The sequence below is a fragment of the Achromobacter sp. MYb9 genome (genome assembly GCF_002975275.1).
Lineage (GTDB): Bacteria > Pseudomonadota > Gammaproteobacteria > Burkholderiales > Burkholderiaceae_B > Achromobacter.
Map to the genome: position 1 here is coordinate 15103 of NZ_PCOQ01000004.1, position 17776 is coordinate 32878.

Genomic DNA, 17776 nt, shown 5'->3' on the forward strand with positions numbered 1-17776 from the left:
TATTGCATCGAAGCGGTCAAATACACGATTCATATTCTATGCCGATCATGGCGTAACGCCAGCGATTTCAAAAACCACTCTATCGTGGCGGCCTTGTGTGTCCATGACGGTGAGCGTATACCGGCCGTCTTGCGCCAGCACCAATTTAAACGGATGACTCGACGCGCCGTGATTCACCACGCGCCCGTCAAGCATCCACCATACTTCGCCTTCGGCGCCCTGCACATCCACATCCAGCGCCACCTGCCGGCTGCCCGGCACGGGCCGCAGGACCGAGCCGTTCGCGACGCCGCCCAGGCGCAACGGCCCCTGCGTGGCGTCGGCGTAGCCGGCAAATGACGGCGGCGCCGTATCATTCAGCAGCCAGGCCGCGCGCTGTTCAGGACATTCCCCCGAGGGCACGCTGCCCAGCCTGTAACCCAATGGCCAACATGTGACTGCCGCCTGCACCGTTTCGGGCCGGCTGCGCACCTGCTGCGCCCCTTCCGGTAACGCCGCCACAATATCCTGCAGTAGCGGCGCCGCCACATTCGCCCCGAAAAATCCGGGGTTCGGCGTGCCATCCGGGCGACCGACCCAGACGCCAAGCGTCCATCTGTCGGTCACTCCGATGGCCCAGGCGTCCCGGAATCCGAAGCTGGTCCCGGTTTTCCAGGCCAGCCGCCGCGCCGGGCTGCCCGACTGGTAGAAAGGCCGGTCGGGATGCCCGCCGCCTTCCAGGATATCGCGGACAATCCAGGCGGCTCCAGCACTCATCATACGGGACTCGACCCTAGGCTGCTCCGCCCGCAGACGCGGCCGGCCAGAGATCCCCTCCCGGGCCAGCGCCCGATAAGCACCGACCAGTTCTTCCAATGTGGTGCCACCCCCGCCCAAAATCAAGCTCAAATTCGGTGCTGCACCGGCAGGCAAACGTAACCGGACACCGCCCGCCGCCATTGCCGAGGCGAAACTGACAGGTCCGACGCGGTCCAGCAGGTCCACGGCGGGCACGTTCAACGACCGCTGCAGCGCTTGCGACACACTGATCGGGCCCGAAAAAGCCGCCTGGAAGTTACCCGGCGCGTAGCCGCCAAACGACATGGGGGCGTCGATCAGCAGGCTTTCGGAATGGATCAGGCCTTCATCCAGCGCCTGCGCATACAAAAACGGCTTCAGAGTAGAACCCGGCGAACGCACGCCGCGCACCATATCCACATGGGAATAACGGGTATCGTCGGAAAAATCGGCCGATCCTGCGTAAACCTTGACCTCCAGCGTGTCGTTGTCCATGACCAGGACGGCCATCGACACCTTGGGCGGGAGGCTGTCGACGCGGTCCAGCAACATACGTTCCACCGATGCCTGCATATCCGCGTCCAGCGTGGAGGCCACCAGCGGCGGGCGATCTCCCGGACGGCGCTTGGTCGATCGGCCGCCCGCCTCCTGCAACAGTCGCTGCGCGGCAAGCGGCGCCAGCCAACGCGACCGCAACGGCGGCGCGATCACGGTTTCGATCTTGGCGTCGGCGACCTCGGCAGGCGTCCAACGGCCCAGCTCGGCCATCCGGTCCAGCACTTTGTCGCGGGCGGCCTGGGCGGCTTCGGGATGACGATCGGGCCGCAAGCGCGACGGCGCCTGCGGCAAGGCAGTCAGCATGGCGGCCTCGGCCGGACTCAGGTCGCGGGCCGGCTTGCCCAGCCACAGCCGCGACCCCATTTCCACGCCTTCCACGATCCCGCCCATCGGCGCATGCGTCAGATACAGCGACAGGATTTCATCCTTGCTGTAGTGCATTTCCAACTGCACGGCGCGCCAGGCTTGGCGTAGTTTGGCGGACATCGACCGCGACGGCTTGCCCGCCAGTTGCGGATCGATCAGCCGCGCAACCTGCATCGTCAACGTGGATCCGCCCGACACAATGCGGCGGTTGGTGGCCCATTGCCAGCCTGCGCGTGCGAGCGCCACCGGGTTCACACCCGGGTGCCAGTAGAACCAGCGGTCCTCATAAGTCAGCAAGGTGTCCAGATAGCTGGGCGACACCTGCGCCGGCTTGACCGGGTAGCGCCAGATGCCATCCCGGCTGGGATAGTTGCGCAGCGGCGTGCCGTCGGCGGCGACGACGACGGCCGCTCCGCCCGAGTCGATGGCGGGAAGCGGATACAGGCGGTCCAGCACGAATAACAACGCGGCCAGCGCAAACAACACGCTGGCCGCGATGATGCCGCGCCGCCGCCAGCGACGCGCGCGCTGGGCGCCCGTCGCGGGGGTGGCGGCGGCGGTCAAGGACGCTTGGCGCCGCGGTCGCGGATTTCGACCGTGCTCCATTGCTCGCCCACGCCCCGGATTTCGGGACGGTACATGTCTTCGGCTACCGTCGACGGCACCGCATAGCGGCCCGGGGTCACGACGCGCACCAGATAGAACACGTCAACCTTGCTGCGGCCCAGGGACACGGCGGCCACGTAGCGATCGTCGCGGAACTCGCGATGCTTGATGTTGGAATCGGCCATGGCTTCCGCCACGCGACGTCCGCCGATCGTCCATTCCTGCATCTCGGGGCTTTGCGACAGGTTCAGGTTCTCGACTTCGAAGCCCGCGGGAACGCGGTCCTCGATCAGGGCATCAGGGATGCTCTGGTTGGCCGAGGCCTGCACCCACACCACCAGCATGTCGCCGGTCTGCAACGTGCCACCATCCCACGGCTTGCCGTCCGGACGGTACCAGCCACGCTTCAACTGGATGACGTCGTTGCGCGGCTTGGGCGCAACGGTCGGGCTGCCCTGGATGTCGTATTCCACGAACAGCGATTGCGCACCGGTATTGACCAGTTGCGTATTCGCCAGATCCGCCGCCGACAGCGCCACCATCTGGTCGCTCTTGCCGCCGTCCAGCGGCTTGCGCGCGCCATTGACGGTCAGCGAGGCTTCCCACGGCGTGCCCTTGTCGCCGCCGACCGCACGGGCGGCCAGCAACAGCGCCATCCGTTCCTGCGTCGACAGGTACGAGCGATTGCCCAGACGCGCCGTCAATTGCGTCATCAGGTTTTCAAGGCGGTCGTGCTTCAAGCCGTACTGGTTGGCCAGCGCATACGCCAACGCGTAGTCGCGCACGCTGCTGCCGTAGTCGCCCAGCCATTCGTCGTAGTAGGCGTTGTAGTTGCGACGCGGGAACCCGTATTCACGCGTCATCGCGGCGTCCAGCGCAGACTTCATGCGCCCTTCGTCGCCCATCAGCTTGAACGCGGCAGCCAGCTGGATCAGCGGCAGCGGCGAACGCGCGCGCTCCTGGTAGTTGTCGAACAGCTGGCGCACGGTCGACAGCGGCGCCTTCTTGTCGCGCGCCAGCGCCAGCACCGCGGTCGACAGGCCGGCGAAGCGGCGATGGTCTTCACGCAGGATGTTGGCGTCGCTGCCGTCGATGCGGCCGGCCTCGACGTTGCGGCGCAGGTTCACGGACCACGTACCGAAACCGTTCGACGTCTGCTGCACTTGCTCCAGCAGCCACTGGCGCGAACGGTCCAGCGTGGCTTCGGGCACTTCAAAGCCCTTGTCGCGCGCGTCCTGCAGGAAGCCCACGGCATAGGCCGTCAGCCAGACATCACGCGAGGTGGAACCACTCCACAAGTTGTAGGAGCCCACCGCGTTGCGCATGCCCGACAGGCGGGCAATGGCGCCCGAGACCTGGGTCGCGCGCTCGACCTGCGTGCGCGGCTTCAAACCGAACTGCTTGGCAACATCTTCGTCGATCAGCACCCACGGCAAAGCGCGGCTGATGGTCTGCTCGGTGCACCCGTACGGATAGGCGAGCAGGCCTTCGACCAGGCGGTTGACGTTGAACGGCGGGCGGTTCGACACCGTCATGCTGATCAAGGCCGAGTCCGGATAGTACGAAGACACCCACGACGCCTGCGGCGAATTGGATTCGCCCGGGTTCAGCCTCACACGGCGCACTTGCCGTTCGCCGGCATAGGCCGGCTGCACCTGCAGCACGGACTCGCGCACGATGTGCACGGGCTTGCCAGCGCCCTGCCCGTCGACGGTCAGGCGCATCAGGCCCAGGCCATACGAACCGGTAGTGGTCGCATTGAAGCGCAAGGTCGTGCGCTGCTTGTCCTTCAGCGTCAGCGTGCGAACGCCATCAGGAATCGCCAACGGGTCCAGCGCTTCCAGCTTGACCGTGATCTTCTGTTCAGCCCCGCTCAGGTTGGTCACGTCCAGCGCAATCGCGGCCTGGTCGCCCGGCGTGATGAAACGCGGGGTGTTCAGTTCGGCCACGATCGGCGCCGCCACGACCATTTCGGTGTCGGTGCTGCCGTAGTTGTCGGCCGTGAACGCCACGGCCATCAGGCGCAGCGTGCCGTTGAAATCGGGCAGGTCCAGCGGGATATCCGCTTCGCCCTGCGCATTCAGCGTCACCGGACCCGAGAACAGGTCGACCAGCTTGACCTTCTTCGGCAGGCTCTTGCTATCGCCGCGCATGGCGGCGTCGCCGCCCCACTTCAGCTTGCCCTTCGTGCCGTCCATCTTCTCGATCAGCTTGCCGTACATGTCCAGCAATTCGGGCGCGTAACGGTGCTTGCCGAAGAAGAAGTCCAGCGGATCCGGCGTGGCGTACTGGTTGATGTTCAGGATACCGACGTCCACGGCGGACAGGGTCACCGTGGCCTGCTTGCCCTGGGCGCCGTCCACCTTGACGCGCACGGTCGTCTTGTTCTCGGGCACGACCTTGGGCGGCGCGGTCAGCTTGACGTCCAGTTTGCGGTCAGTGCTGGCGATCGGCAGGAACGCCAGGCCCAGCGCACGCGCCGGGGTCACGCGGTCGCCTTCGCTGCCGGGGCGGAACACGGCGGCGGCCACGTACAGGTCGTGACGCTTCCAGTCCTTGTTGATCGGGATCTCGATCTGCGTGCCGGTCGCCTTCACGGCCACCCACGTGGACCACAACATGCGGTCGCCTTCGACAGTGACCAGCGCCTGGCCATCATGCGGCGGCGTCAGCGTGACCTTGACGGTGTCGCCCGGCTTGGCCGGCACGCCTTCAAGCTTCATCTGCACGCGGTCCGGGCGGTTGCCCATCGCATCGGCGTCCTGCGCGTTCCAGCCCGCATAAAAGCGGTAACGCATCGTCTGGCCCGTTTCCGGATCGCTCAGTTCCAGACGGTAGCGCCCCCACTTGACCGGAACGGTCAATTGAGCGCGGTCGTTCAGCGCGATCTCACGCGAATCGACCAGCTCATCGGTTTCGGTGTAGCCGCTGTTCCAGCCGCGCTGGTCGTCAAACCGCCAGTAGTACTGGCGCTCTTCGCGGAACAGGCGCATCTGGGCCTGGGCCAGCGGTTCAATCTTGCCCTGGGCGTTCGCGCGGATCACTTCAAAACCGGCGGGCGCGCCTTCGCGGGCCACATCGCGGTCGAATTGCGGACGCACGCCGATCAGTTTGTCGGCGGGCCAGACGCTACGCTCGATGGAACGCACCACCGGGCGGCCGCCAGATTCCAGCAGGCTGGCCGACACGCGAACCTTCATGGGCGAATGCGTGCCGGACGTGTTCGGATTGACCTCGACCTGGGCATAGCCCTTGTCGTCCAACGCTGCCTCGGGCAATTCGCCAAAGGTGCGACGCGAATCGTCGGCCACATCGCCGAAGATGAAGCCCGGCAATTGCTGCGCCAGGGCGAAGCGGTCGCGCTTGACCTGGAAGGTCGACAGCAGGCGGTTGCCCGCAGCGGGCGCGCCATACAGATAGTCGCCCTGCACATCCACCGTCAGTTCTTCATCGGGCGACAGCACTTCCTGGTCGGACGTCAGCGCCATTTTCATGCGCTCGGGCAGGAATTCCTCGACCTGGAATTTCCACGATGCGTCCGGCGCGCGCGACGCGGGGTCCACGCGCAGCTCAAGCAGCCACGAACCGGTCTGCGCATCCAGCGGCAGATCGATGGCGCGCTCGACATAGCCGACCAAGTCCTTCTTGGGCTGCCACAACGTGGTTTGCACCACGCGGCCGTCGGGGCGTTTGATCGTCGCGGTCAGCGGCGCGGGGGTCAGCATGCGACCGTCCAGATCGCGCGGCAGCACCGACACGTTGAACGTTTCGCCCGGACGGTACAGGTTGCGGCCTGCGTAGACGAACAGGTTGTTCGGGCGCGACACATGGCCGCCCGTGTCGAACTCCGACAGGTCCAGCGCCGGCTCGGCCAGCGCCAGCACGGTCATTTCCTTGTCGCGCGATGCGCGGATGACGCGCGCATTGGTGAAGCTGCCTTCGAAACGGACGTGGCCTTGCGCATCGGCAGCGGCTTTGGCCAACGATTTGCCGGCGCCATCCACCAATTCGAACGTAGCGCCCGAAATGGCCTGGCCGGTTTTCAACGATACGGAATAGGCTTCGATGCGGTCGGTGTAGCGGCGCGCATGCAAGCCGATATCGCTGACGTAGAAGTACGTGACCTGGTATTCGTAACGGAAGCGGCCAGGCTGGCTCATCACCGCAATATAGATACCGGGCTCTTGCAGTTCCTTCACGCCTTCAACGGGCAGGAACGTCACGTGGCGGCGGTTCGGCTTGTCATCCGTCAGGAAACGGCCTTGGTAGACGCTGGTCGTCAACGAATTCAGACGGTCCAGGTCCCAATTGCTGACCGAACCCTTCAGGCTGCGGTTGTCGGAATAGCGCCAGCCGTCTTCCTCGTCATAATAGCCGCCGTCATCGTCGTCGGCCTCTGCAACCGTGTTGCGGCCGATACCCAGCACGGTTTCAAACAGTTCCGGCACGCGGTCAGGCGCCACGCGCAGGAATTGCACGTCGACTTCGGACACGTTGACCGTCGCCACGGGCAAACCGCCGTTCTGCCCGGCGGGCAGGACGACACCACGGCTGGCGAAATAGAACGACGGCGGCATGGCTTGCGTGTTGACTTCGCAATTCGACGATTCGGCCAGCACGACCTTGTCGCCCACGCCCGGCAGGCCCGAGCGCACCGTGATCGCGTATTTGCGCTGCGGCTGAACGTAGGGGAAGTACACCATGCGCGGGTTGTCGCCCACGATCCAGTTGCCCTTCACGATCTTGCCCTTCGGCGCGGAATCGCCCGGCTTGACCGAGGCGGGCTGATCATTCGGGGACGCCGACGATTCGCTATCCTGGTCTTCCTTTCCAGAGATGGCGCCGATATCGGTCACCTGAAGGAAGCTATCCAGATTGGCCTTGCCGTCCACCGGTTGCGTGAACGTGACGGAGAGCGACAGCGCGTCGTTATATTGGCGAGGCTGACACGTGAGCGCCGCAAACGGGTCGGCCGAACCGACCGTCGCGCTGGCCGGCATCGCCGGTTTATCGCCCGAAGCAGGCGCGGCCGTGTTGGCCGCCTGGGAGGATGCGGCGGGCACGGGGGTCGGCGCGACCGCCTGGCGGTCCTTGCCCATCCACCAGCCCGCGCCGATGGCCCCGGCCAGCACCACAACGCCAGCTACCGCCAGCCAGGTCTTGCTTATCTTTCCACTCACGGCAAACCCCTCCGCCTACTCGAATCCAATGCTCCTTTGCGGCGGAGCTGCCGACCAACATGTCCGCGCGCTTCCCGGTACGCGGATACTACTTTTCTGCAAATTGCGGACAGCACAACGCCGCCATCGCTGGCGGCGCTTCTTTATGTATTAGACCGGTTCCATCACGCATTGAAGCGGGTGCTGACGCGCCCGCGCATACTGCCCGACCTGGGCAATGCGCGTCGCGGCGAGATCGCGGGGATACACCCCGCATACTCCGCGCCCTTCGTGATGCACTTGCAGCATGATCCGCGTTGCCTCTTCGTGATTCTTATTGAAGAACTTCTGCAGCACTTTCACGACGAACTCCATCGGCGTGTAGTCGTCATTGAGCAACAGGACCTGATACATCGGAGGCGGCGCGGCGCGTGCCGGTGCCTTCTCGACGGCCAAATCATGCTGGGTATCCAAGGTAGAACTCATAGGGCGGCTATTCTATTTAAACTGGGGACGCCTAACGTGTAACTTACGCAAAATTACACGCAGAAATACGTAGTTTCCATACTTGACGCGACGAAGAAAAGCAGCGCATTATCAGCGCATTCTGGGGTTTTCAACTCATCGAAAATCTGCCAGGAAGCCGGAGGGGGGGACAAGGGTCTTGACCGCGATGCCCTTCTGTCAACATACGATTCAATGAGGCAGTCCGCATGTCTGATACGACCGCAACCGCCGTCCAAGGGGACAATCCCAAATCGACGGGCACCGTCAAATGGTTCAACGATGCAAAGGGGTTCGGCTTCATTACGCCCGACGACGGCGGTGAAGATCTGTTCGCCCACTTTTCGTCCATCCAGATGAATGGTTTTAAAACCCTGAAAGAAGGTCAGAAAGTGGCCTTCGAGATCATTCAGGGGCCCAAAGGAAAACAGGCGCTTAATATTACGGCTGCCTGAGTTACCCTTAAAGTGCAACGGTAAGGTTGCGCCATTAATTCAGGCGGGGCTTTCGAGCCCCGCCTTGTTATTTTTCCTAATACCAAGCCAGGCCATGCTGAAGAATGCTGTGTTGTTCCCTGTCAGTCGCACGTTGTTCAAGACAGCGTTCTTTAAGTCAGCAATACGGAAAGCGTTATCCGCTGCGGCAGTCGCCGCCACCGCGTTCGCCTTGAGCGCCGGCGCGCAAGCGCAGACCGGTCCGCAGGCGCCGTTGCCGACCACCCAGCTTTCGGCGGGTATCCATATTATCCGCGCAGAAGTCGCCAATACGGATGCCACGCGTCGCGACGGCCTCATGTTCCGCAAGGAACTCCCCGGCAACGAAGGCATGCTGTTCGTGTTCGAACAGCCCGACGTGCAGTGTTTCTGGATGCGCAACACGCTTCTGCCGCTTTCGATAGCCTTTATCGCCGACGACGGCACGATCGTCAATATCGACGACATGGCGCCCCAGACCGAAGACCCGCACTGCGCGAAGAAACCCGTGCGCTACGCCCTGGAAATGGCCCAAGGCTGGTTCGCCGAGCACGGCATCAAGGCGGGACGGAAAATCGACGGGCTGCCCTGAGCGGCGCGATCCCGGGGCGGCAAAGCCCGCCCGGATGCGACAAGGGAGCCCCGCGGGGCTCCCTTTTCATTCCCGCCTTGGAAAAACGGCGGGAAAAAACAACACTTTGGCGTTAGACGCGCTCGATGATCAGCGCGATGCCCTGGCCGACGCCAATGCACATCGTGCACAGCGCGTAGCGGCCACCGGTGCGGTGCAGCTGGTTGATCGCCGTGGTGGCCAGACGCGCGCCACTGGCGCCCAGCGGATGACCCAGGGCAATCGCGCCGCCATTGGGATTCACGCGAGGATCGTTGTCGGCCAGACCCAACTGGCGCATCACGGCCAGGCCCTGGGCGGCGAAGGCTTCGTTCAATTCGATCACGTCCATCTGGTCGAGCGTCAGGCCGGTCTGGGCCAGCACCTTCAGCGTGGCGGGTGCCGGGCCAATGCCCATGATCCGCGGCGCCACGCCGGCAGTGGCCATGCCGACCACGCGGGCGCGCGGGGTCAAGCCGTGGCGGGCAGCGGCCTTTTCGTCGGCCAGGAGCAGCGCGGCGGCGCCGTCGTTCACGCCCGACGCATTGCCGGCGGTGACGGTGCCGCCTTCACGAACCACGCCCTTCAGCTTGGCCAGCGATTCCAGGCTGGTCTCGCGCGGGTGCTCGTCCTTGGCGACGATGATGGCATCGCCCTTTTTCTGGGCGATCGACACCGGCACGATCTCGGCGTCGAACACGCCTTCCTTTTGCGCGCGGGCCGTCTTCTGCTGGCTGGCCAGCGCGAACAAGTCCTGGTCTTCGCGGCTGATCTTGAAATCGTCGGCGACGTTCTCGGCGGTCTCGGGCATCGAGTCCACGCCGTATTGCGCCTTCATCAGCTTGTTGATGAAGCGCCAGCCGATGGTCGTGTCGAAGATGGCGGCATTGCGCGAGAACGCGCTGTCGGCCTTGCCCATGACGAACGGCGCGCGGCTCATGCTTTCAACGCCGCCCGCCAGCATCAGGCCCGCTTCGCCGGCGCGGATGGCGCGTGCCGCGGTACCAATGGCGTCCAGACCCGAACCGCACAGACGGTTGACGGTGGCGCCGGGAACTTCGATCGGCAGACCGGCAAGCAGGGTCGCCATGCGGGCGACGTTGCGGTTGTCTTCACCGGCCTGATTCGCGCAACCCATGATCGCGTCGTCCAGCTCTTCCCAGCGCACGCCGGGGTTGCGCGCCACCAGCGCCTTGATGGCGACGGCAGCCAGATCGTCGGGGCGCACGCTTGCCAGCGCACCGCCGTAGCGGCCGAAGGGGGTGCGGATCGCATCACAAATAAAGGCATTCACGGTCATGAGAAGCTCGGAGTGAAGTGAGAAAAACGGGATCGCCCGATCTTAACGCAGCGGTTTTCGCGCCAAATTGGTGCAAGGCGATCATGTCCGCCACATGGACAATGTCCAGTAGGTGTTCACCCTGATCGTGCACCGCGCGCGCACGATCAAGGTGCATGGCGGTCACGGCGTGGAGGACTTTGCCCCCGCCGGGCCCGCGTCCATCTCCGTTCTTACCGCACGTCCGGCGTCCACGATCGCCTGCCGGCGAAAACGCCCCGCCGCCAGATGATAGAAAGGCTGCGGGCAGAACTGGCGCGACACGCCCGAGGCCAGCAGCGAACCCACCAGCAGCCAGAACAGCATGGGCTGGCTGCCGGTCATTTCCATGACCACCACGCTGGCCGTCAACGGCGCCTGCGTGGCCGCGGCCAGAAAGGCCGCCATCGAGACCAGCACCAGCACGCGCTGGTCGACGCCCTCGCCCGCCAATTCCCAGATGTGCTGGCCGATGCCGGCGCCGGTGGTCAGGGCCGGTGTGAAGATGCCGCCCGGAATGCCCGCCCAGTACGAGGCCACGGTGGCCGCCATTTTGGCAAGGCCGAAGCCGACCGGCGCCGTGTCGTGGCCCGACAGCAGGTCCGCCGCCACGCCGTAGCCCGTGCCGTAGACGCTGCCGGCGGTGCACAGGCCGATCACGGCCAGGATCAGCCCCATCACGAAGGCGGTCCAGATGGGATGCGCGCGAATCCAGGCGCGCCACGCCGCCGGCGCGGAGCCGGCCACGCCCTTGCCCAGCAGGCGGGCGAAGATTCCGCCCAACGCGCCGTTGATGGTGCCGCAGACGATGATCCACATGACCATGCCATGCGCCAGCGGCGCACCGCCGAACACGCCGAAATACGGGTTATTGCCCTGCACTGCCACCACCAGGAAACCTGCGGCCAGCACGCCGATCAACACCAGCCGCTGCCAGCGCAGCACCGTGCCCCGGCCCAATTCTTCGATGGCGAAAATGACGCCGGCCAGCGGCGCGTTGAACGCCGCGGCAAGCCCGCCGGCAGCGCCTGCCGCGATCAGCTCGTTGGCGTGAAAGCCGCGCAGCTGCACGCCGCGCCGCTTCCAGAAGTCGCCCCAGGCCAGCATCAGCGCGGCGCCGACTTGCACAGACGGGCCTTCGCGGCCAATCGACGCGCCGGCAAGCATGCCGAAGAACGCCAACGGAATCTTCCATAGCGCCTGCGCCAGCGATACCAGGCTGCTTTGGCTGGCGCCAGGCGGCAATGACAGCGCACCGATGACTTGGGGAATGCCGCTACCCGACGCATTGGGCGCGAAACGCAAGGTCAGCCAGCGCAAACCGGCCAGGCTGAACGGCAGCACCAGCAATGCGAGCCAACCGTTGTGGCCGACCCACTCTCTATTCCAGTCCAGCGCCTTGTCGGCAAGGTAGGCGAAGCCCAGCGACATCAGCGCCACCAGACCGGCGCCCCCTAGCAACAAGAGCATTTGCAGGCTCTTGCGCGACAGGCGATTGGCCTGGCGCACTTTGCGGCGCATCAGGCGGCGAGCGCCGGCGGATATCCGGCGAAATGAATCAGTCAGGCTCATAGGCTGCGGCAGGCGGCGGGAGGTCGCTAACCTTACCATTCCAACCTGACCCGCAGCCCACAACCCGGCATGGCGCCGGGCAGAAACATCGCTGCCGCGCTTAGAACGTCGACCAATCGTCGTCGGACGGTTGCGCCAGCGCCGGCCGCGCCGCCGACTGCACGGGCTTTCTGGCCGTGGCCGGCGCGGCTTGCACCAGCCGGGCCTGCGCCTGGCGCGCCGGCGTGCCACCCGCGTCCACCTTGAATCTGCGCACTTCCTGCGCCAGGCGCGACGCCTGCTCCTGCATGCTGGCGGCCGCTGCGGCGGCCTCTTCCACCAGCGCCGCGTTCTGCTGCGTGACCGTGTCCATCTGCGCCACGGCCTGATTGACCTGGCCGATGCCTGAAGACTGCTCTTCCGACGCGCTGGCGATCTCGCGCACCAGAACGGCCACTTGACGCACGCTGTCGACCACTTCGCGCATGGTGCGGCCGGCTTCATCGACCTGGCGCGTGCCGCCTTCAACACGCGTGACGGACTCGTCGATCAGCGCCTTGATTTCTTTGGCCGCCACGGCCGAACGTTGCGCCAACGTACGCACTTCACCGGCCACCACCGCGAAACCACGGCCCTGTTCGCCAGCGCGCGCCGCTTCCACGGCAGCGTTGAGCGCCAGGATGTTGGTCTGGAACGCAATGCCGTCGATCACGCCCGTGATATCGGCGATGCGGCGTGAACTGTCGGAAATGGCGCTCATGGTCTGCACCACGCCTTCGACCACTTCGCCGCCGCGCACCGCGACCGTCGATGCCTGGCTGACCAGGCGGTCGGCTTCACTGGCGTTGTTGGCGTTTTGCTGCACGGTGCTGGTCAGTTCTTCCATCGACGCCGCGGTCTCTTCCAGCGACGAGGCCTGCTCTTCCGTGCGCTGCGACAGGTCGGAGTTGCCCTGCGCGATTTGCGAGGAGGCCGAGGCGATGCTCTCACAGCCGTCGCGTACGTCCGCGACGATGCGCGCCAGGCTGTCGTTCATGGCCTTCAGCGCGCTCATCAGGTCGCCGGTCTCGTCCCGGGTCGCCACCTGGATGGTGGCCGTCAGGTCGCCGGCGGCAACCTGGCGCGCCGCGTGGACGGCTTGCTCCAGCGGACGCACGATGCCCCGCGTCACCAGCCAGCCCAGCAGCATGCCGATGGCCACGCCGGCCACCGCCAGCCCGATCATCACCGCGCGCACCGCGCCGTACAGGTCCGTGCCTTCCTGCACGGATTGCGCGGCGGTCTTTTCCTTGCCCACCGCCAGGTCCGTCATCAAGTCGTCCAGCTTCTGTGACGTAGCGATCACCCGCTTCTCGATTTCGGCAACGCGCGGATCCGCCTGCGTCAGCGATTGCGATTGCGCGGCGGCAAAGAACGCCTCCGACTCGCGCTTCCAAACCTGCTCGGTTTCGGTGAATTGGGCCAACAAGCGCTTGCCCTCTTCCGCATGGAAATTGGCAGCCGCCTTGTCGCGCAACACGTCCATGGTCTTGACCGCATTGTCGAATTGCTTCTTCAACGCCTGGCGGTCCTGCTCGCTTGTCGCGGCCAGATAGCCGCTGCGCGCGCGGCCGGCGTAGATCAGGTTGAGATTGGCTTCCTTCAAGTCCGAGATGCCGCGCAGCTCGGTGTCGTAAAGCCGGTCGTTCATTTCATTGATGCGTGACAGTCCCCACACGCCAAAGGCCCCGATGGCGCCGCCGATCAACGCGACGAGCAAGAACGCGCCCGATAGGCGCGCCCCGATGCGCAAGCCCGAAAATAACCGCAACATGCTTCCCTTCCCTATAGATACCCCGGTTTATGGGCGGCAGGCCGCGGTCGTCGGCGCCGGGGTTCAGCCGCAGACTGGTGGCAACAATAGCGGCACGGGATTCTAGGGAAAACCCTAAAGAAAAGGATGTTTTCTCGTCATTTCCCCACAATGAATTCGACAATCGACAGAATTTTGAAAGCTGAATTTTTTCTGAACAAAAAGAAAAACCCCTCGGGCGGGCGAGGGGTTTCTCTTCAAGCGCCGCGGAGCTCACTCCGCGGAATCCGGCAACTTTACCGATCAGGCAAAGTTCTTGGCGGCGAACTCCCAGTTCACCAGCGCCCAGAAGTTTTCCAGATACTTGGGACGCGCGTTGCGGTAGTCGATGTAGTACGCGTGTTCCCAGACATCACAGGTGATCAGCGGCTTGTCGGCCGTGGTCAGCGGGGTGGCGGCGTTGCTGGTGTTGACGATGTCGACCGAACCGTCGGCCTTCTTGACCAGCCACGTCCAGCCCGAACCGAAGTTGCCGGCTGCCGACTTGTTGAACGCTTCCTTGAAAGCATCAAAGCTGCCCCACTTGGCATTGATGGCGTCAGCCAGCTTGCCCGAGGGTGCGCCGCCAGCCTTGGGGGCCAGGCTGTTCCAGTAGAACGTGTGGTTCCAGATCTGAGCGGCGTTGTTGAAAATGCCACCCGAGGATTTCTTCACGATGTCTTCCAGCGACAGCGTTTCGAATTCCGTACCCGGGATCAGGTTGTTCAGGTTCGTGACGTACGTCTGGTGGTGCTTACCGTAGTGGAACTCCAGCGTTTCCTTGGAGATGTGCGGAGCCAGCGCGTCCAGTTCGTAAGGCAGGGGGGGAAGAGTATGTGCCATGTGTTGGTTCCTTCTGTTGAGTGCACGATCAAGCCGTTCAATTGTATCGGCAACTAATGAGGATACCTTGTTAAACCCGTGCCTGTGCGGGGTTAACGGACACATGTGCTTATGACTTTGGCGCGCCTTGTTTTTGTAAACGCTACTCTTTCTCGTATCGCAATTCCCGGCTACCGCTCGACTCTACCAATGCACCGTCTTTATGCAGCGTGAAGGTCTTATGCAGCGGCGTGCCCGTTGCGGATTCAGGCACCGCGACATCCACGCGAATGGCCCGCGCGCCAGGGTCGATCTTGCTGACGTCCACCTCGTGCCACCGCGCACCCGAAGGCAGCGGCACGAACACGGCCAGGGCCTTCAACGCCCCTGGCGCGATCGGCGCGCTGACGCCGTCCGAGCCTTCGGACTGCCGCGGGCCGCCATAGTCCGCGTCCGCCGAGGACATCGCCACGTCGACCTTCACCGGACGGTCGCGGTAGTACACGCGCACCGTCAACGGGTTGGACTCTGCTGGCCGCGTATCGGCGCGCACGCCAGCGATCGCGGAGAACGGCACGATGGGCGGCGTATCCAGGAAGACCTGCCGGCCATCGCTGCGCCATGTTCCGCGGGCCACGATATCGACCGCGCCGTACGTCATCATGTAGTCGAAACGGCCGTCTTCCGACAGCAGGATTTCACTGCCCACTTCCCGCATGCCGCGCAGCCAGTAGTGCCCGGGCAGGCCGGCGGCGGATTTGCTGGATGCCTTGGCGCCGCCGCGCTTGTTGGCGATGGCCGGCGCGGCGATGTCATCGACGCGCGCGCCATGGCGCTCCAGCAGCATCCGCATGGCGGGCTGGCCGGTCTCCCGTGCGACGCCGGCCGGCGTTCGGCCCGCGCCATCCACCGAATCCGGACTGGCGCCCGCCGATAGCAGCGCATCGGCCAGATCCTGCCGGCCCAGCTGTATCGCCACGTTCAACGGCGTAGCGCCATCCGCTTGCGGCGCGTCCAGGTCCGCGCCCGACGCTTTCAATTGCCGCAGCAGCTGCACCACGGTCGCGTGGCGCGCCACGATCAATTGCCGGCTGTGCAGCAGCTGCGACACGATGCGTTGCGGCAAGGGCGCGGCGTCGCGCGCGCATGCGTTTGGCTTGCCGGTGAAGCCCGCTGCTTGCAGTTGGGCGAAATACCCGGGCTTGTCCAACAGGTTGAATTCGCCGCCCTCGGGCAAGCAGGCATCCGCCACGGCCTGGCCCGTGGCCTGGCTGACGCGCTTGACCAGCGCCATATCGCCCGAGGCCACGGCGGCGTTCAACAAGGCATATGGCGCGGGCGCGCGCGGCAATCGCAGATCGTCCAGCTTGGCGCCGGCGCGCAGCAAACGGTCGAGCATTGCGGTGTCCTGCCTGCCGATCAGCCAATACAAGGCGCTTTCACCGTCGGATGCCAGACCAGCGGGGTCTGCTCCCCTGGACAGCAACGCATCGACGACCGCCGCCTGGCCCGACGTCACGGCCAGCAACAGCGGCGGCTCGGCGCGGCCGCCGGCGTCACCCGCGTCGTCTGTCTTGCCGGGCCCGCCCGTGTGGGAATCAACCGGCACGCCGGCCTCGATCAACATCAAGGCCAATGCTCCCTCGCGGTTTTCCAACGCCTGCCGGATCGCGCCAGCCCCCAGCGTCTTCAAGTCGAACCCGGCATCGGCGAACTGGCGTAGCGTTGCCACATCACCCGCCTGAACCGCGACGTCGACCGCCGACTTCGCGTCATAGCCTTGGCGCTTGGCCGTGGGGTCGGCGCCCGCCGCCAGTAGCATCGTCACGGCGGCGGGCTGGCGAGCCTGAACCGCATCCGCCAGCGGCGTATTGCCGTATTGCTCTTGCGGATCGCCGCCAACCGGCGCGCCCAGCGCCAACAAGCGTTGCAGCGTCTGCGTATCTCCCCGCAGGGCGGCAAGGTTCATGATGGGCCGCGCCGCCATTTCCAGCCTGCCAAAAATCAGGTCCCTGGACCCAGTCTGCGGGCCGCTTTGCGCGAACGGCATGCCGGCGCGCAGCAGTTGCGTCGCGATCTCGGGGTGGCCGCCTTCCACGGCGGCCTGCGCCGCGTCCAGCCACACGTCGCGCTCGCCGGTCTGGCCGTAACCCGTCGCGGGAATATGGCGCGGGCCCAGCGCCATCAGCACTGGCACGGCGCCGCTATTGCCCAGGTAGCCCGCCAGCGCCAATGCGGTCAGGCCGTCCTCGTACGCCGGTTTGGTGCCCGTGGCGGCCAGTGCGCGCAACGGCTCCGCGCCCTCGGTCATTTCCACCATGTGGCCCCAGGCCAGGTAATCCGCGACGTCGGGCTCGGCACCCGCATAGGGCTTGGCCGCGCCGGCCTTGAACAAGGCCAGCACCATTTGCGTCATGGACGCGCGATCCACCAGGCGGGGCAGATACGTCATCCGCACCGCGAACTCGAAATCCCGGTTCAACAGGAATTCGAGCGGGGTGCGGTTTTCATCCCCGCGCTGATCCGGCTTGGCGCCCGCTGCCAGCAACAGATCCATGATGGCCGGCGTGCCGTAAAGCAGGGCAAGGTGCAGCGGCGGACGGCGCGACGAGTAGGTCACGTCATCCAGCGCGGGCTTCGTTGCCTGCAGCGCAGCCAGCATGCGGGTACGGGCCGGCAGGATCGCCTGATGGGCCGTGCGGATGCGCGCCGTGTCCTCCGCCGTCATGCTCCAGTAGACCTCCGGGGCACGCAATGCGCGCGGCGGCATCAACAACGCATGCAGCAACGGCACGCCGTCCAGGGCGTAATCGCCCGGGCGATCCACCTGAGCCAAGGCCGCCAAAAATGCCGTCTCGTCACTCGTGTCGAGCGCCGCGAACAGCGCGGCCGCCGGCGGCGTATTGGCTTCCTTGTATTCGCGATAGGGCGAATCGCAATCGCAAGGTTTGGGCGCCTGGCGCGCCCCCGTTTCCGCCCGGCTTGGTTCGACCCACGTCGGGTCGGTCTTCACGCCTTCCGATGCGGCGGCTGCGGCAGCCGCGGCAGGTGGCGCGGCCTGCGCGATCGCCCCATGCCCCAACCCGATCGCCGTACCGGCCAGCAAGCCCGCCATCCAATCCACGCTTTTGTTGTGCCGCATTGCCTCGCCTTGGGTTGCATCACCTGGGATTGCATCGAAGGGGTTCGTGCCGCCCCCGC

The 17776-nt window shown here is 65.2% G+C and carries 10 protein-coding genes; 2 read left to right on the top strand and 8 right to left on the bottom strand.

Annotated features, from left to right (window positions below; translation table 11 throughout):
• Nucleotides 1-45: 45 nt before the first annotated feature.
• The 3 genes from pbpC to clpS form a co-directional block, all read right to left on the bottom strand.
• Nucleotides 46-2265: a penicillin-binding protein 1C gene (gene pbpC / locus CQ050_RS08195; protein ID WP_105556332.1), complete on the bottom strand. Its 2220-nt coding sequence runs from the start codon at nucleotides 2263-2265 to the stop codon at nucleotides 46-48.
• Complete coding sequence (locus CQ050_RS08200; protein ID WP_233213915.1) at nucleotides 2262-7406, bottom strand: alpha-2-macroglobulin; 5145 nt, start codon at nucleotides 7404-7406, stop codon at nucleotides 2262-2264. Before CQ050_RS08200 ends, pbpC begins: the two co-directional genes overlap by 4 nt.
• Before the next feature lie 231 nt (nucleotides 7407-7637).
• Nucleotides 7638-7952: an ATP-dependent Clp protease adapter ClpS gene (gene clpS, locus CQ050_RS08205; protein WP_006220276.1), complete on the bottom strand. Its 315-nt coding sequence runs from the start codon at nucleotides 7950-7952 to the stop codon at nucleotides 7638-7640.
• A gap of 227 nt (nucleotides 7953-8179) precedes the next feature.
• On the opposite strand from clpS, the gene CQ050_RS08210 reads away from it, so the two are divergent.
• Both CQ050_RS08210 and CQ050_RS08215 read left to right on the top strand, forming a co-directional pair.
• The gene (locus CQ050_RS08210) at nucleotides 8180-8425 is read left to right on the top strand and encodes a cold-shock protein (protein ID WP_006220277.1); all 246 of its coding nucleotides are present in this window, start codon (nucleotides 8180-8182) and stop codon (nucleotides 8423-8425) included.
• Between the two features lie 94 nt (nucleotides 8426-8519).
• Nucleotides 8520-9035 carry a DUF192 domain-containing protein gene (locus tag CQ050_RS08215; RefSeq protein WP_105556334.1) on the top strand — a complete coding sequence of 172 codons (516 nt, stop codon included), beginning with the start codon at nucleotides 8520-8522 and terminating at the stop codon, nucleotides 9033-9035.
• Nucleotides 9036-9147: 112 nt separating this feature from the next.
• Here CQ050_RS08215 and pcaF read toward each other — a convergent pair whose 3' ends face one another.
• From pcaF to CQ050_RS08240, 5 genes are all read right to left on the bottom strand, one after another.
• Complete coding sequence (pcaF, locus tag CQ050_RS08220) at nucleotides 9148-10353, bottom strand: 3-oxoadipyl-CoA thiolase (RefSeq protein WP_105556335.1); 1206 nt, start codon at nucleotides 10351-10353, stop codon at nucleotides 9148-9150.
• 162 nt (nucleotides 10354-10515) lie between these two features.
• Nucleotides 10516-11943 (bottom strand): chloride channel protein, encoded by a 1428-nt coding sequence (locus CQ050_RS08225; RefSeq protein WP_105556336.1) that lies wholly within the window; start codon nucleotides 11941-11943, stop codon nucleotides 10516-10518.
• Nucleotides 11944-12043: 100 nt separating this feature from the next.
• Nucleotides 12044-13735, bottom strand: a complete 1692-nt coding sequence (locus CQ050_RS08230; RefSeq protein WP_105556337.1) for a methyl-accepting chemotaxis protein — start codon at nucleotides 13733-13735, stop codon at nucleotides 12044-12046.
• A 282-nt stretch (nucleotides 13736-14017) separates the two neighbouring features.
• Complete coding sequence (gene sodB, locus CQ050_RS08235) at nucleotides 14018-14596, bottom strand: superoxide dismutase [Fe] (protein ID WP_105556338.1); 579 nt, start codon at nucleotides 14594-14596, stop codon at nucleotides 14018-14020.
• Between the two features lie 142 nt (nucleotides 14597-14738).
• Nucleotides 14739-17717 (bottom strand): ankyrin repeat domain-containing protein, encoded by a 2979-nt coding sequence (locus CQ050_RS08240; RefSeq protein WP_233213897.1) that lies wholly within the window; start codon nucleotides 17715-17717, stop codon nucleotides 14739-14741.
• Nucleotides 17718-17776 lie beyond the last annotated feature (59 nt).